This window comes from Caballeronia sp. GAFFF1 (genome assembly GCF_023630705.1).
GTDB lineage: Bacteria > Pseudomonadota > Gammaproteobacteria > Burkholderiales > Burkholderiaceae > Caballeronia.
This window is the reverse complement of the sequence record NZ_JALQEM010000032.1, coordinates 36,821-58,058: the sequence shown is the minus strand read 5'-3', so window position 1 is coordinate 58,058 and position 21,238 is coordinate 36,821. Positions and strand designations below refer to the sequence as shown.

Annotated in this window: 22 protein-coding genes; 5 read left to right on the top strand and 17 right to left on the bottom strand. The window is 64.6% G+C overall.

What is annotated here, in order from left to right:
* Positions 1-5: 5 nt before the first annotated feature.
* From NCR37_RS18545 to NCR37_RS18535, 3 genes are all read right to left on the bottom strand, one after another.
* Complete coding sequence (locus NCR37_RS18545; protein ID WP_250474309.1) at positions 6-1,709, bottom strand: formylmethanofuran dehydrogenase subunit A; 1,704 nt, start codon at positions 1,707-1,709, stop codon at positions 6-8.
* Positions 1,709-2,812, bottom strand: coding sequence for a molybdopterin-binding domain-containing protein (locus NCR37_RS18540; protein ID WP_502800553.1), 1,104 nt, complete (start codon positions 2,810-2,812; stop codon positions 1,709-1,711). Before NCR37_RS18540 ends, NCR37_RS18545 begins: the two co-directional genes overlap by 1 nt.
* A 929-nt stretch (positions 2,813-3,741) precedes the next feature.
* Positions 3,742-4,440 carry a HisA/HisF-related TIM barrel protein gene (locus NCR37_RS18535; RefSeq protein WP_250474307.1) on the bottom strand — a complete coding sequence of 233 codons (699 nt, stop codon included), beginning with the start codon at positions 4,438-4,440 and terminating at the stop codon, positions 3,742-3,744.
* Between the two features lie 13 nt (positions 4,441-4,453).
* Between NCR37_RS18535 and NCR37_RS18530 the strand changes: the two genes are divergently transcribed.
* Genes NCR37_RS18530 through NCR37_RS18520 form a run of 3 tightly spaced genes read left to right on the top strand, consistent with a single transcriptional unit; the run spans position 4,454 to position 7,200 of the window.
* Positions 4,454-5,485: an ATP-grasp domain-containing protein gene (locus tag NCR37_RS18530; protein ID WP_250474306.1), complete on the top strand. Its 1,032-nt coding sequence runs from the start codon at positions 4,454-4,456 to the stop codon at positions 5,483-5,485.
* Positions 5,482-6,555: a hydantoinase/oxoprolinase family protein gene (locus NCR37_RS18525; protein WP_250474305.1), complete on the top strand. Its 1,074-nt coding sequence runs from the start codon at positions 5,482-5,484 to the stop codon at positions 6,553-6,555. The genes NCR37_RS18530 and NCR37_RS18525 overlap by 4 nt, the downstream gene beginning before the upstream one ends.
* Before the next feature lie 57 nt (positions 6,556-6,612).
* A complete protein-coding gene (locus NCR37_RS18520; RefSeq protein WP_250474304.1) occupies positions 6,613-7,200 on the top strand; it encodes an amino acid kinase family protein in 588 nt (195 codons plus the stop codon).
* On the opposite strand, the gene NCR37_RS18515 is transcribed toward NCR37_RS18520, so the two are convergent.
* The 6 genes from NCR37_RS18515 to NCR37_RS18490 all read right to left on the bottom strand — a co-directional run bounded on the left by NCR37_RS18515 (position 7,191) and on the right by NCR37_RS18490 (position 12,867).
* Positions 7,191-7,895: a (5-formylfuran-3-yl)methyl phosphate synthase gene (locus NCR37_RS18515; protein WP_250474303.1), complete on the bottom strand. Its 705-nt coding sequence runs from the start codon at positions 7,893-7,895 to the stop codon at positions 7,191-7,193. The two genes, NCR37_RS18520 and NCR37_RS18515, sit on opposite strands and share 10 nt — an antisense overlap.
* A gap of 23 nt (positions 7,896-7,918) precedes the next feature.
* The gene (locus tag NCR37_RS18510; RefSeq protein ID WP_250474302.1) at positions 7,919-8,488 is read right to left on the bottom strand and encodes a DUF447 domain-containing protein; all 570 of its coding nucleotides are present in this window, start codon (positions 8,486-8,488) and stop codon (positions 7,919-7,921) included.
* An 84-nt stretch (positions 8,489-8,572) separates the two neighbouring features.
* Positions 8,573-8,647, bottom strand: coding sequence for a pyrroloquinoline quinone precursor peptide PqqA (gene pqqA, locus NCR37_RS18505; RefSeq protein WP_008354335.1), 75 nt, complete (start codon positions 8,645-8,647; stop codon positions 8,573-8,575).
* 193 nt (positions 8,648-8,840) lie between these two features.
* The gene (locus NCR37_RS18500) at positions 8,841-10,241 is read right to left on the bottom strand and encodes a DUF6513 domain-containing protein (RefSeq protein ID WP_250474301.1); all 1,401 of its coding nucleotides are present in this window, start codon (positions 10,239-10,241) and stop codon (positions 8,841-8,843) included.
* Positions 10,220-10,819: a flavoprotein gene (locus NCR37_RS18495; RefSeq protein ID WP_250474300.1), complete on the bottom strand. Its 600-nt coding sequence runs from the start codon at positions 10,817-10,819 to the stop codon at positions 10,220-10,222. Before NCR37_RS18495 ends, NCR37_RS18500 begins: the two co-directional genes overlap by 22 nt.
* Complete coding sequence (locus tag NCR37_RS18490; RefSeq protein ID WP_250474299.1) at positions 10,816-12,867, bottom strand: sigma-54-dependent Fis family transcriptional regulator; 2,052 nt, start codon at positions 12,865-12,867, stop codon at positions 10,816-10,818. Before NCR37_RS18490 ends, NCR37_RS18495 begins: the two co-directional genes overlap by 4 nt.
* 419 nt (positions 12,868-13,286) lie before the next feature.
* Between NCR37_RS18490 and NCR37_RS18485 the strand changes: the two genes are divergently transcribed.
* Positions 13,287-13,691 (top strand): dihydroneopterin aldolase, encoded by a 405-nt coding sequence (locus NCR37_RS18485; RefSeq protein WP_250474298.1) that lies wholly within the window; start codon positions 13,287-13,289, stop codon positions 13,689-13,691.
* Between the two features lie 15 nt (positions 13,692-13,706).
* Here NCR37_RS18485 and NCR37_RS18480 read toward each other — a convergent pair whose 3' ends face one another.
* From NCR37_RS18480 to NCR37_RS18445, 8 genes are all read right to left on the bottom strand, one after another.
* Positions 13,707-14,096, bottom strand: a complete 390-nt coding sequence (locus tag NCR37_RS18480; protein ID WP_250474297.1) for a hypothetical protein — start codon at positions 14,094-14,096, stop codon at positions 13,707-13,709.
* An 84-nt stretch (positions 14,097-14,180) separates the two neighbouring features.
* Positions 14,181-14,690: a formaldehyde-activating enzyme gene (fae, locus tag NCR37_RS18475; RefSeq protein WP_250474296.1), complete on the bottom strand. Its 510-nt coding sequence runs from the start codon at positions 14,688-14,690 to the stop codon at positions 14,181-14,183.
* A gap of 188 nt (positions 14,691-14,878) precedes the next feature.
* Complete coding sequence (locus NCR37_RS18470; RefSeq protein ID WP_250474295.1) at positions 14,879-15,730, bottom strand: triphosphoribosyl-dephospho-CoA synthase; 852 nt, start codon at positions 15,728-15,730, stop codon at positions 14,879-14,881.
* Positions 15,717-16,676 carry an ATP-grasp domain-containing protein gene (locus NCR37_RS18465; protein WP_502800552.1) on the bottom strand — a complete coding sequence of 320 codons (960 nt, stop codon included), beginning with the start codon at positions 16,674-16,676 and terminating at the stop codon, positions 15,717-15,719. Before NCR37_RS18465 ends, NCR37_RS18470 begins: the two co-directional genes overlap by 14 nt.
* Positions 16,649-17,659: a methenyltetrahydromethanopterin cyclohydrolase gene (mch, locus tag NCR37_RS18460; protein WP_250474293.1), complete on the bottom strand. Its 1,011-nt coding sequence runs from the start codon at positions 17,657-17,659 to the stop codon at positions 16,649-16,651. Before mch ends, NCR37_RS18465 begins: the two co-directional genes overlap by 28 nt.
* Positions 17,660-17,681: 22 nt before the next feature.
* Entirely contained in the window at positions 17,682-18,833 is a 1,152-nt protein-coding gene (locus NCR37_RS18455; protein ID WP_250474470.1) for an ATP-grasp domain-containing protein, read from the bottom strand.
* Entirely contained in the window at positions 18,833-19,762 is a 930-nt protein-coding gene (locus NCR37_RS18450; protein WP_250474292.1) for an NAD(P)-dependent methylenetetrahydromethanopterin dehydrogenase, read from the bottom strand. The genes NCR37_RS18455 and NCR37_RS18450 overlap by 1 nt, the downstream gene beginning before the upstream one ends.
* 45 nt (positions 19,763-19,807) lie before the next feature.
* Positions 19,808-20,836: a beta-ribofuranosylaminobenzene 5'-phosphate synthase family protein gene (locus NCR37_RS18445; protein ID WP_250474291.1), complete on the bottom strand. Its 1,029-nt coding sequence runs from the start codon at positions 20,834-20,836 to the stop codon at positions 19,808-19,810.
* Here NCR37_RS18445 and NCR37_RS18440 point away from each other — a divergent pair.
* Positions 20,835-21,203 (top strand): hypothetical protein, encoded by a 369-nt coding sequence (locus NCR37_RS18440; protein WP_250474290.1) that lies wholly within the window; start codon positions 20,835-20,837, stop codon positions 21,201-21,203. The two genes, NCR37_RS18445 and NCR37_RS18440, sit on opposite strands and share 2 nt — an antisense overlap.
* Positions 21,204-21,238 lie beyond the last annotated feature (35 nt).

Below are 21,238 nucleotides of genomic sequence, written 5' to 3'. Positions count from 1 at the left end.
CATGGTCATGCGTTCCCGCGCGTGGCGAAGCACGCAACGGGCAACAGCCGGCCGCCGTTGCAGCATGCGCAGATTTCGTCGTCGCCGATAGCCGCGTTCTCGAAGCGCGCCGCAAGGTTGGCTTCGGTGAAAGCGCGCACGCGCGCTTCGATAGAACGGTCATAGTCCGGCTGCACGTAGTGGATACCGCCTGTCGGTACGGTGAGAAGCGTGCCATCGCGTGCGATCAATTCGCCGTCCTTAAAAACATAGGCAGGCGACGTGAACATGCGTTCGCGGTCCGCAATCTCGCGATAAACGGCAATGTCCGCTGCTGCGCCGACTCCGAGATGCCCGCGATCCATCAGCCCGAGCAATCGCGCGGGTCCGGCGCGCGTGATGATGGCGATCTCGTAGAGCGAGAGCTCGCGAGTGAGCTCGCCGAGGGTGGTCGCGGTCTTCGCATCGCCGTGCAGTTTGTCGAGTTGCTCGTCGCGAAAGGACTTGTCCATCAGAAGCCGAATGAGATGCGGGTAACTCGTGAACGGACCGCCGTTCGGATGATCGGTGGTCATCGATACGCGCCACGGATCATCCACGAGCAGGAAGATCTCCAGCCCGATGATCCATTGCAGCGCGTTCACGAAGCTCTGCTCGCGATACCGGAAGGGCAGCACGCCACAGCCGCCATCGCATTCGATATCGCCGAGTATCCATTTACGCGGTCGAGCGAGCGGCGCGTTGCGGAACTGCATCATCGTGTCGCCCGAAGCGGTGACGGTCTGACCGAAGATGATCTGTCCGACATCGATGGTCACGTTGGGACGCGCGTTGACCGCTTCGGCAATGGCGCGCGCCCCGGATGAGAACTTGCGCGGCCCTTCTGTGCCGTAGCTGTGGAACTGGATATGCGTGAGATGCACGGGCAGGCCTTCTGCCGCATCCATCGTCGCGATGGTCGTATCGACGTTGCCGGGCACACCGAGATTGCTCGCGTGCACATGCAACGGATGCGGCACGCGCAAGTCGGTGAGCGCGCGAGTCAGTGTCTTCAGCACGTCACGCGGCGTGATGCCGTAATGCATGTGTGCTTCGTCGAGATCCAGTGAACGCTGATTGAACTTGAAAGCGGATATGCCGCCGGGATTCACTACCTTGACGCCGAGCGCCTTGCTTGCGTTGATGGTCCAGCCGACGTAATCGCGCATGCGCTCGTAGTCTTCGCGCGCCGCCAGCATCTGCAAGAACAATTCGTCGTTGCCCATCATCACGTAGGCGCCGTGATCGATGATCGGCGTATCGCCCATTTCGAGGTGAGTATGACGCGCGTTCGAGGCGACCATCGCCGGCTCGAATGCAGCCGTATAGCCCATCTCGGCGTAACGGTATCCGGTGGCGAGCGTTCCGGGCGCGCACGTGCCGCAGGAAGGCAACCGCATATACCGGCCCTCGTCGGGCCTGTCCGGCACGGCGCGCGGATCGTCGCGATGATCCTCCGGCAAAAGCAGACGCGAAAGATTGGTCTTGCCGCCGCCGATATGCGAGTGCAGATCGATACCGCCTGCCATGACCACCATGCCGCTCGCATCGAAGTCACGTTCAGGCGGAATGTCGTGACCATTCAGGCCATCGACGATACGGCCGTCGCGGATCGTGATGTCGCGCTGTTCGCCGTTGATCCCGTTCGTCGGATCATAGACGGTTCCGCCTCTCAGTCGCGCCGTGCTCACTATGTGCTCCTTGTGCGTATCGACTGCGCGAGTTCGCTCGCGATGGCGGCCACGGTGGGCAACGCCGTATCGCGTGCCGGCGCGAGCGGCGCGACCACCGATGTATCCATGCGAAAGAGGTGTCCGCTGCTATCGACGCCCGGTGTCGCAACGGGAATGAACACGGTGGGCGCGGTGCGTTCATGGAGCGCGGTGGCGGGATGCGCGAGGATGATCGCGGGAATATCGTCGGCAAGCGCATCGGGCATCGGCTCGGGACCGAAGCTCGACACCCATAGCAGCGCGTCGGCTTCCCGCCTGTGCAACAACGTGTGCGTGCGATAACGATACGGATCGTGATCGAGCGGCATTCCCACGGTGACGCGCGTTCTGAGTGGAAAGCCGGAGAGCCACGTGACCGTCTGATTGACCGACAGCGCGCCGTCGTCCCCGGTCAATGCAAGGACGCCTGCGCGCACGGTGCGATTGAGCGTCTTCACGATTCGGTGTATCGCTTCTATCGCGAGCGCTGCGTGCGGGTGTGGCAATGCGGCGGGTTCATAGACGAACGCGGTGTAGTGCGCCGTGTGGATGCGGTCGTTAAACGCCTGCAGATCGCGGGCGGTTTCTGCGTCTGCGAACGCATCGGACTTGCGGTCTTCGAGGAGCGCGGACCAGAGGGCGAGCGTATCGAAGGGATCGAGATCGCGCAGCAATGTCTCGCCATGCGAGGCGGCCGTATCGACGTCGCATCCCAGGAAGACCATCTTCTTTTCACGCTGCGCGGTTTGCAGCCGCTCATAGAAGCGCGGATAACGGCGCGATGGTTTGCACGCGAACACGATGATGAGATCGGCGCGCGAACGCATTTCCGATAGCGTGGTGAAGAGCGCGCCGCGATCTTGCAGCGCGAGCGTGGCCGCGGCGAGCGAATCGCCGTGCATGTGATCGAGGATTGCGCCGCTGTGGGCCGCGAGTTCGTAGAGCGCGCGTGCGCCGGCTACGTCGGTGGCGAGGCCGCCGAAGAGCGGGCGGCGGGCTTTCGTCAGTATGTCTGCGGCACGCGCGATGGCTGTTGGGATGTCGGTTTGGGTTCCGTCGATCTTTGGTTGTGCGCTTGCCATTCCGGCGTTGACGCTCGCGAGCGAGTTCGCTAGCCGCGGGCAGGCCGTGTTCGTTGCGCTCAGGCGCGCGTCGGCCGCGACGTCTAGCGCGATGTCGTCGCATAAGAGCGGGCAGAATGGACACGTCCAGTGGGTTTTTGCTGGCGCTGGTGTGGGCATGGTGCGCGGGTGTTTGCAAGGTCTATGCCGAGATTCTTTTCGCTCGCGCTATGTCTTTCGTGGAACTTGTTCTCGTGTCGGTCTATTTGCGTTGCCCCTCCCCGGGGCGGGGGTCACTTTCTTTGCTGCTGCAAAGAAAGTAACCAAAGAAAGCAGCTTTTTTCTGGCCCGCAGCAACAAGTGTGTGGTCACTTCGCTGCAAGTAATTGGCACTCAGTTTGAATCAACCTTGAATCGCCCTCCACGCCCGCTGAGCGCCACGTCCGCCGAGCCCCTTGGCTCGTTAACACCGAACGCTTGCAGCGGCATGCATGCTTCTCATGCGTTGGTCTAGACATGCTGGCAAACGCCGTCTCAACGGACTCTGCGCGGCACAGTGCGCGATTGCGAGAGCGAAGCGGGGCCGGGGGTGTGGTGTTATCGAGCCAAGGGGCTCGCATGACGTGGCGCCCAGCGGGCGCGGAAGGTGATTCAGGGTTGATTCAAACTGAGTGCCAATGGTCTTCCGCGAAGTGACCACGCTCTTCCTGCTGCGGGCCCACAAAAGCTGCTTTCTTTGGTTACTTTCTTTGCAGCAGCAAAGAAAGTGACCCCCGCCCCGGGAAGGGGCAACGCCAATAGACCGACACGAGAACAAGTTCCACGAAGAAACTGGCGCAGAAGAAAAACACATGAAACACACTGTCACGCCAGAGCGGCAGCTCAAAGACCGCAACACCGGACCAATGCCATTGGCACAAATATTGAGTCCTAGTGAGGCGAACGCCAAACTAAACCGTCCGATCATGAATCGCAGAAGCAACGAGCCACCCGTGCGCGCCGCGCAACCCGACCTGCGTGAGGTCGTCGCGATCCCGCACCCCTCCCGCGCCGATCAAAGAGCGATCGCCAGCCAAAGCCCGCACGGAATCAAACGTATCGAAGTCCGGTCCGGCCTTGGCACCGACATGATCCAGCGTCATCACGATCACGCGCGAAGGCCACCACGCGCTATCGCCGTTGAGCGCACCCAGCGCGCGTCCGCCGCCAAAGTCGAGCGAGAGAATCGGTTCATAGCCGGCGGCGCTCGCATCGGCAATCGCGCCTTCGTCAAGCAACGTCTCCGTGCCGAACACGGGCACGAGCGTCGCAGCCGCAGCGCATGGCTTCATGTTCATGATGCGCTCGAACAGCGCGCGCATCGACGCGAAATCGCGAAAGCCCGCGTCGAGCCAGATAGCGACGCCATCGCCGAGCGCCTCCCGAAGCGCCGCGAGCGTGTCGATATGCGCGCCACGCCCGAGAATCGCGCCGAGATCGGCCACGTATAGCGTGCGAGCGCCGGTCGCGGCCAGCAAGGCACGGGCGACCTCCAAAGGTTCGCTCGTCGCGCACAACGAAGACTGAATTGGCCGGTAGCGTGAACGCTCGCCGCGCACTGCGCGCACCGCGTGGCCGTCGAGCAGATCGAGAACGGGTATCACCTGCATGGATGGCTTCCCCTTGACCAGAATATTCGTGTTCGAGTATCTCACCGGCGGCGGCATCGATCCGGATGTCGCGAGCGCAAGCACGCTCGCGGATCTCAGCGCGCTCATCGTCGAAGGTCGCGTCATGCGCGACGCAATCGCCGCCGACTTGCGCGCGCTGAAAGGCGTCGATGTCACCGTCGCCACGTCCCGTTTCGAACAAATGCGCGTGGATCACGCGCATGCGCGGCCGCTGCCCGGCGAGCCGATCACGCGCTTCGTCTCACGCATCGCGCGCGAGCACGACTATGCCATGGTCATCGCGCCCGAATGCGACGGCCTGTTGTTGCAGTTGCACGATGCCGTCGGCGCCGCGCGCTGGCTCGGCTGCGCAGAAGAAGCCATACGCACCGCGTCGAGTAAAAGCGCGACAGCCGCATGTCTCGCCGCACACGACATCGCCGTGACACTCGCGCTCGAACCCGAGCAGGCCGTCGCGGGAGAGGGACGCCGCTGGGTCGTGAAGCCCGATGACGGCGCGGGCGGACTCGACACGTATGTCTACGATCAACTCGACGCAGCCCGCGCAGAACACGAAGCGCGCGCAGGGGCCGGGCGCAATCCTGTTCTGCAAGAATGGGTCGATGGCGAACCGCTCAGTCTTTCGCTTCTTTGCGATGACGCGGGCGCGCGGCTCTTGTCCATCAACCATCAACGTATCGCGCTTTCCGAAGCGGTGCAGTCGAAGCGCCGCGAATGCGTCGTACAGTTCGACGGCGTCGATGTGAATACCGTTGCGCGCAACGGCGAGCGAGGGCGCGTGCTCAATAGACTCGCGCAGCGCGTGGCGCGCGCGCTTCCCGGCTTGCGCGGGTTCGCGGGCATCGACCTCGTATGGCACCCGCAACGCGGACCGGTGGTGATCGAAGTCAATCCGCGCCTGACAATGGCCTATGCGGAACTCAGCAAGACGCGCAACATCGCGGCCGAATTGCTGGCGGCGCACGGTGTACCGGGCTTCGAACAACGTGAGCCATCTTTGCGCGCATGCGGAGCGTCGTCATGACGACGCGTGCGGGCGGAGCATCGGTCTTCGGCTGGGACGTGGGCGGCGCACATGTAAAGGTATGCCTGGCGACGGCGGGCGCGCCGGTCGATGTTGCGCAGTGGGCGTGTCCGTTATGGCAAGGCATCGCGCATCTTGAGCGAACTGTCGATTGCGTGTTCGAACGCTGGCCGCAAGCCGCCGACGCCACCGCGCGCCACGCGGTCACCATGACCGGCGAAATGGTCGATCTCTTTGCGGACCGCGCCGAGGGCGTGCGCACGCTGACCCGCACGCTCGCGCAACGGCTCGGGCCGCGAACGCTCTTTTACGGCGGCAAGGCGAACTGGCTCGCGCGTTCCGCGTGCCGCGAGGGCTGGCGCAAGATCGCATCGGCGAACTGGCTCGCCACCGCGGAATACGTCGCGACGCGCTTGCCTCATGCCTTGCTCGTCGATATCGGCAGCACGACCACGGACATCATTCCGATCGTCGCGGGCCATGTCGCTGCACGCGGCATGAACGATGCACAGCGTCTCGTGAGCGGCGAGCTCGTGTATCAAGGTGTCGTTCGGACGCCGTTGTGCGGTGTCGCGCATCGCATTGCATTCAGGGGCGAAACCACGGGCGTGATGAACGAGTGGTTCTCGACGACAGCGGACGTGTATCGCCTGACCGGCGAGTTGTGGGCCGGGCACGACCAGCATCCGAGCGCGGACAACGGCCCGAAGACGGAAGCCGCAAGCCGTGCCCGCATTGCACGAATGATCGGACGTGACGCGTGCGATGCAAGCCCCGATGAATGGCGGCGCTTCGCGCTTGCATGGCGGCGCGAACAGTTGCGCGTGCTCGAGGCGAATCTGGCTCGCGTGAGCGCGCAACACGAGTCGTTGGCGAGGGCGCCTATCGTCGGCGCGGGATGCGGGCGCTTCCTGGCCGCGGCGCTGGCGCAACAGGAGGCGCGCAGCTATGTGGACTTCGCGCGGATTGCGGGAGTCGCGTCCGACGATGCCGGGCAATACGAATGGGCTTCGACGTGCGCGCCGAGCGTGGCGGTCGCGCTGCTGGCTTCGTCGCCCGTACCGGTTTGAATGAAAACGGGGCGAAGGGCGCGAACGAGGCGGTCAATCTCGAACGAGGATAACGGCATGTGGGTGATCAAAATCGGCGGAAGCCTGAGCCATGATCCCGTGCTGCGCGAGTGGCTCACGCGGCTTTGGGAACTGGGCGGCGGGCGTGTCGTGATCGTGCCTGGCGGCGGCGATTTCGCGGATGCGGTGCGGCAGTATCAGCGCGAATGGCGCTTCGACGACCTCGCCGCGCACAACATGTGTCTGCTCGCGATGACCCAATACGCGATTCTCATGCAGGGCGTGCTGCCCGAGCTCGTGCTCGCCTCGAACGAAGAACGCATCCGGCGCGCGCTGCGCGATGGCCAGGTGGCCGTGTGGGTGCCCACCGATCTGATGCGCACCACGCCCGACTCGATGACCAACTGGGACACGACATCTGACAGTCTCGCCGCGTGGCTTTCGACCACGCTCAACGCCGAGCGCCTGATGATCGTGAAGTCGTGCGCGATCGAAGCGCACGCGCCGCTGGAAGCGCTGGCCGCAAGCGGCATTATCGACAGACGTTTTCCCGCCTACGTGAAAGACGCGAATTATCTGGTGGAAGTGTTCAGTAAGGGCGATGCATCGGTCATGCGGGAGCGGCTGCTCGCGTTTCACGCGTGAGCGGTCATGCGCTCGCCATGCAGCGCGCGCGACCACTGACGCACGCGCGATGCATCGAGCCGCCCCGTGCGTCCTTCGCGCTCGTCGCATAGCGCGCCTCTGAAGCCCGCGATATCCGGTGCGAGCGCGCGTATTCGTTCGAGGTCGGGCCAGCCTAGCGATCCTGCGAGGGCGGTCATCATGCCGCGTGACCGCGCTTGCGAAAGGCATGTGGCGAGCGTCGCCGTATCGACGCAGGCGAACAGCGTGCGGCCGTCTTTGTTCGCGGTATCGAATACGATCGCGGCAAAGCCGAGCTGCGCGGCGAGTCCAACGAGCGAACGCTCGATGCCGTCGTCCGAAAGCAGCACCGGCACGACCGTCGCCGGCAGGGACGCGAGATGACGCAAGCACGCCGCGGCGCGTGGTCCGGGCGCAATGCCGACCTTAACGTAATCGACGCCGGTGCTCGCGACATCCAGCACGCGGCTCGTCATTTCATCGAGCGCGTCGTTCGGCAAGTCTCCGATGGTCGCGCTGATGGGCCGCACCGCGTACCGCGCCCGCAATGCGCGCACGATGCGCTCTATGTCGTCCGTCGCGACGCCGCCCAGCGCGCCCGCGCGCGGTTCCTTCAGATCGATCACGTCCGCGCCGGCTTGTGCGGCGTCGAGCGCTTCATCCACCGAGCGGACGCTTGCCAGCAATGCGGTCATGGTCGAAACTCCCGAGCGTTGGATCAGGGATGAAGCGTCTTTGCGCGATGCTGTTCGATAGCCTGTAATAGCCAGTTCCACGCGGTGCGTTCGGCATCGCCCGCTGTCTTGTCGATGGCAATACGCAGATAGTCGATCTCGCTATCTACCTTCTCCTGCGGCAGCATGAACAGACGGCTCACCAGAATCGCGCCTTCCACAACCGCAGCTTGCGCGCGATTGAAGCCGGGAAACGGCGCGTGCGTTTCGCGATGCACGCACGCCATGCGCAGCGAAGGGCGCGTGTCGTCATCGTTCATTTCGACCAGTTGCAACTCCGCGTGCGCGAGCGTTTGCGCGAGCCGCACGCTCGGCACGGCTGTCGCGCGAAGCGTCGGCCAGTCGCGCTGAAAGCCCGTGACGCAGCCTGCGAACACGCGCACGTCCGTCGTAAAGTTGATCACGGCGCTTCGCGTCGCGATGACGTTATCGAGCGTCGTCGAGGGGCGAAACGGCGCGAGAATGGCTGAATCTCCCTCGAAGCGCACGCCCATGGGCGCGACATGCGGACGGCCATCGCGATCCGCCGTGGTGACGATCGTCTCGTAGATCATGGCTGTCCGCGCACGCGTTCACAGCATGTGGCTCGCACGAAGGCGCGTTGACGCACGCGGCTTCGCGCATGTGGGGCGTTGCACTCAGCGCGTGGCGATATACATCGTGATTTCGAAACCGAAGCGCATGTCGGTGAAGCTCGGCGTAGTCCATTGCATGGCAATTTCTCCTTGGTTGAACGAGTGAATCGGTCGATGCCAACGACGCCCTTTCAATTCGAGCGGCGTGCGCCTGCGAACGCAAGCAAGCGGCATGCCAAAAACATGCAATCGTTCATTGGGGCTTCACTGTGACGGAATCGCAGCAAAGTGTCCCGTCTATGTGATGCTTCATCCGATGAAGGCGCGTCGATCATCGCTTTTTCATGGTCGTGCCGGGCGCGTGCCACGCCGTCAGATCTTCCTCAGGACGATCCACCTCGCATCCCCAATCGAGAGCCTGGTCCTGATCGAAACGCTTGCCGAGTTGCCATGCGATTTCGGCTCGCGCAAGCTGCACGCCCATGTAGAACGCGTGGCCGCCGTCGGCTTCGAGCTTGAGGTCAGGGTAAAGCGCGAACGGGTCGGTGGCGATGCGATGTCCCTCTCGGTTATAAACATGAATCCCTTCGGCCGAAATCTGGACGCGAAAGTTAGGATCACGTACGGATTGCGCGAGTTCGTTGATCTCCTCAGCGCTGTATGGGAAAGGGCGCTTCGCGTGCAGCGCGGACAGGTCGCCCGACATGCCCTTGGGCAGCGTCTGCGTTTCGCGCGCGGCGTGCATTATGCGTCGCGCCACATCGGCTTCGCGTACGGCACGGCGCGCATGCAGGCTCACGGATGTCGTGAGCACGGCCGAGATGCGTAGTTCCGCCGCCATGCCGAGCAATACCGCGTTGATGCCGCTCGTGTCCGCTTCCGTCAACTCGGTCACGTTGCCGATGCCCATCATGATCGCAACATCCGGATGACGCTCGCGCAAGTTCACATAACGCGCGATGGAGGCCGCGAGACCGAAGGGAATCGGATCGAGGATCGGGTCGGCGAGAAACGGGCGATTGCGCGCTTTCATCGCGTTTATGGCCGCATCGAGCGATGCCATGTCGTGCGGCTCGCGCGGCACGAGGACGGGCGTCGATGGCGTTTCGTCTGCGATCCACAGCGTATCGACGTTCAGGCTCATCAAGTAATCGGCGCCTGCGCGTGCGCCGCGCACCAGCTCGTCGGCGAGCATCGAATCGACGCTCACGCGATAGCCCTGTTCCTTGAGCATCGCCACCGCGTCTTCGAGATGCGGAAACGGCGTCTCAGGCAGGCAGCCGATGTCGATCACATCCGCGCCCTGTTTAGCATAGTCGCGCGCGCGGGCGGCGATGCCTGCGAGGTCAAGACGCGGCGCATCGACGATCTCCGCGAAGATCTCCGTCTCGTAGCGCGATAAGTCGACATGCCTCGCTTCGCGTCCGAAGAACTGCGGCAAGTCCTTCACTTCCTCCGGGCCGCGCTCGACCTTCACGCCATAGTGCGCGGTGAGCGCATCGAGGTTGCCGCGGCATCGGCCCGGCACGATCATGCGGCTCGTGCCTTCGCCGAGCGGCGTCGCGACGCGCCGGCGAATCATGTCGGCGGTCATGAGTCCCGCCACTTGCAGCCCGATCTCGCGCACTTCCCATGTGAAGGGCGATGCGGTGCCTGTCGGCGCAATGCCTTCGAGCACGCGACGAAGGCTCTGTTCGGCGAGCCTGCCCGTCAGGAAGACAATGTGTTCCATGCGAGATTCAGGTCCGAAAGCCGTTGTTCGAGCGCGGCCTTCAGGTCGTCGAGCGTGCGCGCGACAGTCGTATGTTCGATGCGCGCGAGACGCTCCACGTTATCGAACTCAATGGCGCGCGGCCTGACTTCGACCCATTCGTGGGGCGTTTGCGTGATGACGCTCGGCGCTGTATCGCATGCGAAAACGATGCCCGGCACGCATTGCTTGCCCGCCTGCGCAAAGAGATTGGTGGGCAAGGTGTCGGAGATGCCGAGCGCGCACTTCGCCACAGTGTTGCTGGTTGCGGGCGCAACCACGACGGTGTGATATTCGCCGTGATAGAGCATGCCCACGGGCACGCTGCTCGCGCTGTTGTCGCGAAACACTTTGAAGTGCTCGCGCAGCTTACGGATGGGCCAGCCATAGAGCGGCAACACTTCTTCGCCGGCGCGTGACAGGAAAAGATCGCAGCGCGGCAGGCGCAAAGCGAGTTCGAGCGATTCCTCGATCATGTGCCCCGAACCGGTCACGCACCATGCGAAGCGCGCGTCGGGCTTGAACTCGTCGAGCCGGCGAGCGGGCGCGGGCTGCGTCATGCGTGATCCGGCGTGGCCGAATCGTGCGACAGCCTGATGTGCAGCCGATGCATCTTGCGATACAACGTATTCCGGCTGATGCCGAGCACCTTCGCGACGTTGCTCACGTTCCAGCGATGTTCGTCGAGCAGCAGCAACACGGTCTCGCGTTCCCTGACCTGTATCGCGTTGAGCGCGGATGTGTCGGCGTCGTCGGTGAGATGCGGCAGTGGCGCCGTGGCGCTTGCCGTGGACGCATTCGTCGCGCTCACGGCACGCGCGCCGTTCACGATTTCGGGCGGCAGATGCGCGCAGCGAATCTCGGGGCCGTCGCAAAGCGCGATCGCCATTTGCAGAACATGACGCAATTGCCGGATATTGCCGGGCCACGAGTAACTCAGCAAAGCCTGTCGTGCTTCGGCGCTCAGCGCGGGCGGATCGGTTGATTCGGTTTCGAGGATATGGCCGATGAGCGCGAGCGCATCCGCGCGTTCGCGCAGCGGCGGCAAGTTGATCTCGATGCCGTTGAGCCGGTAATACAGGTCTTCGCGAAAGAGACCGGTCTGCACGAGTTCCGCGAGATTGCGGTGACTCGCGCTAATGAGCTGGAAGTCGACCTTCACGGTCGTTTCCGCGCCGAGCGGCGTGACTTCGTGTTCTTCGAGCACGCGCAGCAGCCGCGCTTGCAGCGTGAGCGGCATGTCGCCGATCTCATCGAGGAAGAGCGTGCCGCCGTTCGCCTGAACAATCTTGCCGCGCCGTCCTTCACGCTGGGCGCCGGTGAATGCGCCCGCGCGGTAGCCGAACAACTCGCTTTCGATAAGGTTCTCCGGCAGCGACGCGCAGTTCACCGCGACGAACGCGCCCGCTCCGTTCGGGCTGATGCTGTGCAGCGCATTGGCGAACACTTCTTTGCCGGTGCCCGTTTGCCCGCGCAGGATGATCGGTATCTTGCGTTGAATCACGCGCGCGGCAAGTTGAATCTGCGAGGCCATGCGCGGATCGCCGAATTCCAGATGCGAGAGCTTGTCGAGACGGCCTGCGCCCGAGCCGGCGCTCTCGCGCGACTCCTTGCGCGCGGGTCTGGCGCGCGTCATCAACGCGGAGTCGTTCATCAGGATGCGCGTCGCGCCGCCTGCCGCTTCGCGCGGCGTCTGGGCAGTGAGGAAGAAGCGGCTGTTCGCCTTCGCGCTATACACCGTGACCGGATGAAACGAGCCGCGTATGCTGCGCGCGATCATGTCTTCGAGCGACGCGTTGAACGCCTCTTCGATGCGCTTGCCGCACAGTTCCGCGGGCGTGCGCAGATCGAGCTGAAAAAGCGCGCTGCGGCTCGCGGCCAGCACCACGCCGTCGTTGCTGACCGCGAGCTTGCCCGCGTGCAGCGTGCCGACGAATTCCGGCCGGCTATGAAAGTGAATCATGTTCGCGTGCCGGTAGCGGGCATCGATCAGACGATTTTCGATCATCTGCCGCGACATGCCGACGAGCACCAGCGAATGCTGCTGCAGGAGCTTCGAGCGGCTCGTGACATCGAGCACGCCGGCGATCGTGCCGCGTTCATCGAAAATCGGCGCGGCGGAGCAGGTGAGCGACGTATAGCGCGGATAGAAGTGCTCGTGCTGGCACACGGCAATGCAGTCGCGCTCGATGAGGCACGTGCCCATGCCGTTAGTGCCGGCTTCACGCTCGCTCCACAGCGCGCCGACGCGCAGGCCGTCGGCGGCGACAGCCTCGCCGAACGGCACCGAGGACACCTGATGCACGATCACGCCGTCGGCATCGACGAGTACGACCGCGAGCTCGGGGTCGGCGAGCTGCTGATACAGCGTGGTCATTTCGAGCTTGGAGCACGCGATAAGGTCGCTCGCGGCTTCGCGGCGCTCGGTGAGTTCCCGCGATGTCAGCACGGGCGGCATCACGAAGCGCGCCGGGTCGAGGTGGAACTCGGTGAGGCAACGCATCCACGACTGCGCGACGGAATCGCTCGCGCGCCGCGTGGCGAGCGGGTTGTTGACGATGTTCAGCACTTCCCGGACATGCGTGTCTACGTCAGCTAGCGACGACATGGGGCCGTGTCTCCGTGGCGTTTTTCGTTGTGTTCGCGCATGAGCCGCGCGTTGCGTCCGACGCCGAATCTGTTGTGTTTCCGCGGGCGCCGCGGCCGCCGCGGCCGTTTCGTTGCCGTCGTGCTGTAGCCGTTCGCGTGCGCGCCTCGTGGCCGGGCGTGGCGTTCGGTCAGGTTTTCCGCCCCGATCTGGCCCGGTTCCCCAAAAACTCTACATCCGATGGCGCGCCGGTTCAATAAGTAGTCGCATAGAGTTTGGCGCTGCGCGCGTTTTTTGCTTTTCTCCCGTGAATCACCAGCGCTTCACGCTTCCATCACTCACCAAGCCGCTCGCGCGGCGACACGCACATGGGCCGATTCGATCCGATCCGCGAAGCCGTTCGTGACACGGCGCCGCGCGCTGCCGAGGAAAACCCGCCGATGGATATCGTTTTTATCGAGGGACTGACAGGACAGACGGTGATCGGCATCGACAAGAGCGAGCTGCACATCGCGCAGCCCGTGCGCGTGAGTCTCGCGATCGGCGTGCCGTCGTTGCGCGCGTGCACGACGGATCGTATCGAGGACACGGTCAACTACGCCGCGGTGCGCGAAGCCGTTCACGCACTGCTTGCGTCGCATGGCGTTCAGCTATTGGAGGCGCTGGCCGAGCACATTGCGCAACTCGTCATCGCGCGGTTCGGGGCGCACTGGGTGAGGGTGTCGCTGGCGAAGCCCGCGAAGTTCGATGATGTGGATGCGGTCGGCGTCGTAATCGAGCGGCGGCGGGCGCCGTCGATGGAAGGCGGACTCGGATGGATCGGCTTGGGCTACGTGCCGCAATAAGCCTTGCGTGCAGCGTTATTTGGCGGCCGCTGCGGGCTTCACGAGTCCGCACGCCCTGAATGCTTCGCGCTGCAACTCGCGATACTTCTTCGTCTGCGCCTTCGCGCGATCGACGCGAAACTCGGCGCCGCCTTCGCCGCCGAGCGCGGCGTATTTCGAAAACGTCGATTGCTCCACGAAGTCGTCATACGTGAGCACTTGCGCGATTTTGTCGATGGCGCACGAGCACTTGTAGACGTTCACGAAGTCATGCCCGTTGTCGTCCATGCAGGCGAGCACGTATTCCACGCGGCCTTCGGTCGGATAGTCGTGGCCTTGTGCCGGCACGCCTGCGGCCGCGAACGACAGCGGGCACACGAACGCCAAGGCGACGAACACGCAGAGCGCGCTGCAACGTGGACTCATTCGATGAACCTCGTATCGTAGTCGATGACATGCGGCCGGCGCTCGACGGCGGCGCCGGCCGCACTATCGACAACATATTGACGATCAGGCCGCCGCGAACGGATGCGCGACCGATGACTTCCTCGACACCACTTCGGATGCCTTCGGTTCGCCCGCTACCGCGCGCTGAATGGCTTCTTTCGTCGCCTGATAGTTGAACTCCTGTATCTTCTTGTCGTCGGTTGCTTCCCAGTGAATGAACACACCGACACAGACGAAGAGATCGTCGGCTTCGTCGGCGGGAATGGTGCCGTCTTCCACGCTGTCGGCGACCGCGAGCGCCACCGCATGCTGCGCCGGCCCGAACATCTGCACGGCCTGCTTCGCGCCCTTGATGGTGACCTTGTTGAAGAGAATCGTATTGGGCTTGGTGATGAGATTGGGTGCGACCACGGCCAGCAGCGACGTGAAGCCGTCCTTGTTGTTCGTGAGCGCGTGGCAGAACGCGGTCTCCGCAGCGGAGCCTCGCGGTCCGATGATCAAGTCGATATGAGCGACCTCGTTGCCGTCGCCGACGAGCGACTCGCCTATCAGGACGCGGTTGATCTTGGCCATGCTGTTCCTCCAGTGAAGGGTTCTTGGGACGATCGACTTGCTCCAGGGCTCAGGCGGCCACGGTCGATAACCCGAAGACCGCGCAACGCATCCTCGATGCAAACGGCTGCACAGAGGGCGGCATAACCGCGTACGTCCTAAACATGATCCGTGCCAATTTCCCGGTTCGGCGGCGCGCGCATCGACGCTCACGCGGTCATGAGCGCGACGAAAAGCGTCGCCACGGCGAGGTCCGCGCTCGTTCCCGGGTTGATGCGTTGCGCCTTGAGTTCGGCGTCCCATGCGTCGAGCGCGGGCGCGGGCGAAGGGCGGCCGGCAGCGCGCCAGTCCGCGCGGTGAACGGCTGCATGGCGCGTGACACTTTGCGCCGTCGCCGCGCCGTGCTTGCGCACAATGTGCGAGTCCGGCCAGAGCGAGAGAAACATGAGGAATGCATCGAGCATGGCCGCGTGCGGATTCGCGATGCCCGCGTCTCGCGCCGCATCGAGGCCCGCGCCGAACACGTCGGCAAAACCGTTCGCGTATTGCCGCGCAATGCTGTCGCGGTTCGCGGCGAGCGTCATCGCGGCGCGCAGGTTCACGGTCGGCGGCGCATGAACGGATTGCTCGCGTGCTTCGCCGAGGCCGCCGGGATTGGCGAGCGCGATCGCGCGATAGGCGAGACGGGCATCGTCGAGATCGAGCGATGCAAGCGCGGCTTCGGACGCGGTATGCCAGTGCTCAACGTCGATCGCACGGTCGCGCGGCAGGCGTTCGAGTGCGGCGCACAACGGCGCGGCGAGCAGCACGATGCCCAGATTCGTGTTGCAGCCGACTGCATCGGAGGTGCGGCGCACGGCGTCGAGAATGCGCATGCCGACGCTCGCGCCCGCTACGAAGAGACCCGTTGCCGCCATTTCCGCGCTCTCGATGAACTGCGCCGCCGTCATGCCGTGACCCGCGCTCGCGATGCTCACGTTGCCGGGTTTGGGCGTCTCGACGTCGAGGGCGCAGGCGCGCATGAACGCTTCGCGCGCGTGGATCGGGTCAGGCGCGGCCATCGCCGCTTGCCAATGCGAGCGTGCGCTGCGATAGCGCGAGCTTGCGGTCGAGGAGATCGTCGGCGAGCAACGCGGCGATATCGAGCGGCGTCACCGACTGCAACCCGCGCCACGCTGCCACGCCGTTCACTTCGAGCACGAGCGGGCGTCCTTCCGCTGCGATCAGATCCACGCCCGCGTAATCCAGGCCGAGCGCTTCGCTCGCCCGCACCGCAGTATCGGCGAGCGAGGGCGTGAGGTCGGCCGGCTCGCAACGCGCGCCACGGGCGAAGTTGTGAATCCAGTCGTCGCCGCCCACGCGCTTCATCGCCGCGACCGCCCGCGTGCCGATCACGAGCACGCGCCAGTCGAAGCCGGGATGCCCGGCATCGACATAACGCTGTAGATACGCCACGCCGCTGAAGTCTTCGAGCGATGGCAACGTCTCGCACGCGTCGTCGCCGAGCCGCCGCAAGCCTTTGCCTTGCGAGCCGAAGAGCGGCTTCATCACGAGCTTGCGGCTTGCGGCGGTTTCGCGCATCAGCACGCGCTTGGCGGATGCGGGCGATTCGCCGGCCCATGTCGCGGGCGTCGGCACGCCGAAACGGTGGAGCAGAAAGCTCGTCATCGACTTGTCGACGCTGCGTTCGATGGCGCGGGCGTCGTTATACACCGGCACGCCGCTTTCGCGCAGCGCATGCAGGATGCCGAGCCGCAGCGTCACCTGTTCGAATGTGCCGCCCGCGATGCCGCGCACGAACACCGCATCCGGCAGCGCGTGGCCGAAGCCGGGAATGGCAAGGCCGTGCGGAGGCCACGTCGTATCGATGCGGCAATCCGCGAGATCGACGCAACGCGCCTCGACGCCGCGCGCGCGAAACGCTTTCTTCAGACGGCTCGTGTGCCAGCCGGTCTCGTCGGTCATGATCGCGACGCGCGTCATGGCGTTTCTTGCGTGACGTGCCATTGCGCGTGAAGCAGCGCGTGGTCGAGCTTGCCGCCGTGATACGTCGCGCCGCTTTCCAGACTGGACACCCACGCTTCGGCGGGCGCGAAGAGCGCGGCGTCTATCTGATAGAAGTCGTAGTTGAACGACTTGAATATCTCGGCGAAGGGCTTGCCGTAGTCTCGCGCGTTCGAAGACGGCAGTTCGGCGGCAAGCCGTCTCGCGGCCACATCGCTCTTGACGGTGAGATGCACGCGGCCGCCGTAGAGGATGGCGTCGTTGGTGCGGCCCATTGCCTGCGTATCGTCGGGCGCGGGCGGCGGCAACGGCGCGCTGCCGCTCGCCTCCACGACCTCGCTCAAGTCGACGCCCAGCACGTGCGTCTTGTGCAGCGCAACTTCCACCACGCGCGCCACGACCTGCACCGTGCCCGCGACAGAATGTGTCGGCGTGACTGCGATGACGAGCTTGTCGGGCGCGAGGCCGCAGTCATCGATCACCTTGTCGATGACCACTTGCGGCGGCAGGCGATTCACTTCCATGACGAGCGCGCCGCGTTCGTGGCTGTCGCGATAGCCGAGTTCATCGAAGAGCGGCTCCTTGCACGCGAGCGCCCGCGCAGGGCCGGAGCCTAGCGAGAAAAACTTCTTGCCGCCGGTCTCCTCTTTGGTCGCGGAGAGACTCCAGCCCGCGTACTGGCTCCCGAGACAGGCGAGCACCGGATTCGACGTATGCACTTCGATGAACACGGGCCAGAGCGGAGCGGCCTCGAACGCCATGCGGCGGGCGACGTGTCCGAGCCCGCCCATGCAGATTCGCGCGATGAGAATGCCGGCATCCGCGCTGCCCGCTGCATCGACGCCTGCATCCACGATGGTCGTGCCCGCAGGCGTGCGCGTGATGCCGACGCGAAGCTGCTCGCTACGTTCGATCAACCGCGCAACGAGCGGCTCGCTCATCGCGTTGACGCTCAATCCAGCGGGAAGAGGAGAAGTCAGTGTCATGGGCTTAATCGACTCAGCGGGCTCAGTGGCTTTCGATGCGTTGCAGGATGCGCGCGCAAACGCTATCCAGCGCCGCGCGCAACAGATCGAGTTCCGGCGCGGTCGTCATCATCGTGCAGACAGGCATGCCCGCCTCGATGCGCGCGCCGGGAAGCGGTATGTCGTGGCACGCGGGATCGGCAAAGCAGGCATCGCTGAAAGCCTGCGATGCGACGAAGCCGTGCGGTGCGAACACGACGCGCTGCCCGGCGATCAGCGGTGGTCGCTTTAGCGCCGTGTCGGTGTGCGGCAACTCGCCGTCGAGGCACGCGTCCAGATGCGCTCCGATCAGGCCGCGCGGCCACGCGTCGGGCCATGCCGCTTCGTAAAGCGCCATGGTCGATGACGGGCGCGTGTTGATTTCGAGCACGTGAAACGTGTCGTTTTCGAGCAGAAAGTCGAGGCTGCCGAGACCCGTGAGATCTGTTCGCCATACGATGGTTTCGATCGCATTCACGATGCGCGTTGCCGTATCGCGCGGCAACGTCACGGGACCGAGCGACCCCGCATGAATGAACGGCAGACGATGCGCGTTCACCGTGGTCTGCTCCGCGAAGCCGATGACCACGGCTTCTCGATGCGCCGCGACGAAGAGCGCGGACATAGGGCGGCCTCGCGACAGCCGCTGAAAATAGGCGCCGGGCGGCGTGTCATCGAGTTCACGCGCCCATTCGATGTGCGTGCCGCCGCAGCCATCGCTTCGCTTGATGAGCCAGTCCCGCGCATCGGCGGGGCGCGTGAAGCGCACATCGGGATGGGCGATATGCGCGTCGTCGAGCAACGCGAAGAAGCGCCGCGGATCGCGCACGGCCGCCGACTGCGCGCCATTGCCGATGAAACGCGGCACGCCCGGCGCGCGACTCAGTTCAATGGCGAGCGGCTCCAGCCCGCTCGTCACGACGAGCCCCAGCATGCGAGGCAGGCGTGCCACGCGTTCCAGCGCGTCGTAGAGGCGCGCGCGGTCGATCGACAAGCCCTCGCCGCCGATGTCGAACCACATGCCCGCGTGCGTGCGCGTATCGCGGTCACCGAAGATGTCCAGCGCGACGACGTTCAGGCCCGCGCGCGCGGCCGACTGCGCAAGCAATCGAGCCGACAGTCCGGCGACGGCGACGCGCGGCGCACGCGCGTTCATCACGAGCCCTGTCCCGCGACGATGGCGCGGGCTTCGTCGAATGCTTCGGGAAAACCCAGGTACACCGGCTTGCCGCCGGTGCGCATGCGTACGAACAAGCGGTGCTCGGCCTGATACTTCACGTTGCCGATGGCAAGCGCGCCGATGCCGATTGCATCCGCACGCGCCGCGCCGGCAAGCGGCTTGCCGTCGTCCATGACGTTGACTCCGGCGATGCCTTCGGGCGGCACGGCGTTCACGTCGGCGGCAATCAGCAGATGCTTCGCCTGCGCGATATCGGCGGCGCTCATCACTTGCACGCCCGCCGCGGCGGTGGCGAACACGATTTCCGCTCGCGCCAGTTCCCGATGCAATTGCTCGGTGGTACCGGTCGCGACGCCCGTCGTGGCGATATCGAAACGCCGGTTGATTTCGTCGCTCACTTGCGTGGCGCGCGACTGGCTCGAATGGCTCCCGACGACGACGTCCGCGCCGAGCGATGCGGTCATCGCGGCGGCCACGCGTCCTACCGCGCCCGTGCCGCCGAGAATCAACACGCGCTTGCCGTCGAACCCGACCTGATGCGACGCCTTCAGATGCTTTTCCGCGAGCGCCACGAGCGCGGCGGCGGTCGTGTACGCGCCGCTGGGATCGGCGAACACGGAGACTTCGAAGGGCGGCACCATCGCGTTGCGCGCCCGTTCCAGCATGTCGGCGGCGAGCATGACGTCGCGTCCGCCGAGAAAGATGCCCGTGCGCGATACGCCTTTGGGACCGCGCGAAAAGATGGCGTCCTGCGTGAGCTGCACGACGCTGCCCTCGTCGACGTTGCAGTACGGCACGACGATCTGATAGCCGGCGTCCGCGGCCATGTTCACATCGAACGGGCTCATCTGCGGCGTGCTCGTGAACATGTGCAGCACGTAAGGTCTTTCGGCGGCATCGGGCATGGTCTGGGCTCGGTCGGTATGGAGAATGACGCGTTGCGGCGCGATTCACGCAGCATTTGCGCCTGATTCGCGCGGACAGGCTGCGCGCCACGTCGCGCCGTGATTGCGGGCCGCGACAATGGAGAAGCTGAGCGACGCGTGCGGAGCCGCGCGTTGCGCCGTTGCGAGCGCGCGCTCGGCCTGCTGCGCGCCTGCAAAGAACGCGAAGCCCACCGGCCCCCATGACGTCTGACCGATGCCGGCCTTCTGTTCTGCCGCGACCGCTTGCAGCGCATGCCCCACCGCGGGACTTGCGAATACGCCGCCTTGCGCGGGCGCGAAGTATTCGCCGATGATCTGCTGCATGTCGGAGATTGCGTCGGCGAACGGTTCGAAGTCGCATTCGGCGACGGCGGGCAAAAGGCGCATTAAGACGAGATGCGAAAGATGGGCCGCGAGCGCGGCCGGAAAGGGCGCAAGCGCGGCGAGGCCGCGTTTTTCTTCGTCGCCGTGCAGCCCTTCGCGGGATGCGTCGTCGATGAGCAGCACGCGCCAGGCATCGGGAAAGCGCTGACGCGCGAGCAGTGGCGGGAGCGTTGCGTTGTCGCTGTGCGTGGTGTTGCGTCCGCCATCCACGATCAGGCCGCCGTGATCGAAGCCGTGTATGCCGATGCCCGAACGCGCGCCGCGGGCGAGCAGGCGTGCGATATCCGCTGTGGTCAGATCGTGGCCGGTCACGCGGGCGAACGCGGTTCCGAGCGCCAGCGCCAGTTGCGTGCCGGAGCCTAGTCCCGTATGGGCGCGTGGCGTTTCGTGCACTTCGATGTCGACGGGTTGCGTGACGCCCAGTGCCGCGTGGAGTCGCGCGAGATACGCTTCGATGCGCTCGTGCTGCGCTTGCGTCGATGCGCCGTCTATGCGCCCCTTGCGTTGTGCGCGCCGCGCGGTGATACGGGTGCCGTGTCCGTCGATGACCAGCCCCACGCTTCCGAAGGCACGGCCGAGCGAACCGTTCGGATCGATGAAGCCTAGATGCAGCCGGGCATCCGCCGAAAGGGTGATCGCCTGGGGCGGCGATAGGGCGGACTTGGGCATGTTTTTTTGGCTTTCGCTCGTGGGGGATTTTTTTATGCCGCAGGCAAAAGGTGTACCAACTTCGTCGTTCTTCCTTTTTCGTGGAACTTGTATTCGTGTCGGTCTATTTGCGTTGCCCCTCCCCGGGGCGGGGGTCACTTTCTTTGCTGCTGCAAAGAAAGTAACCAAAGAAAGCAGCTTTTTTTTGGCCCGCAGCAACAAGTGTGTGGTCACTTCGCTGCAAGGCATTGGCACTCAGTTTGAAACAGCCTTGAATCACCTTCCACGCCCGCTGAGCGCCACGTCCGCCGAGCCCCTTGGCTCGTTAACACCGAACGCTTGCAGCGGCATGCGTGCTTCTCATGCGTTGGTCTCAACATGCTGGTAAACGCCGTCTCAACGGAATCTTGCGCGGCACAGTGC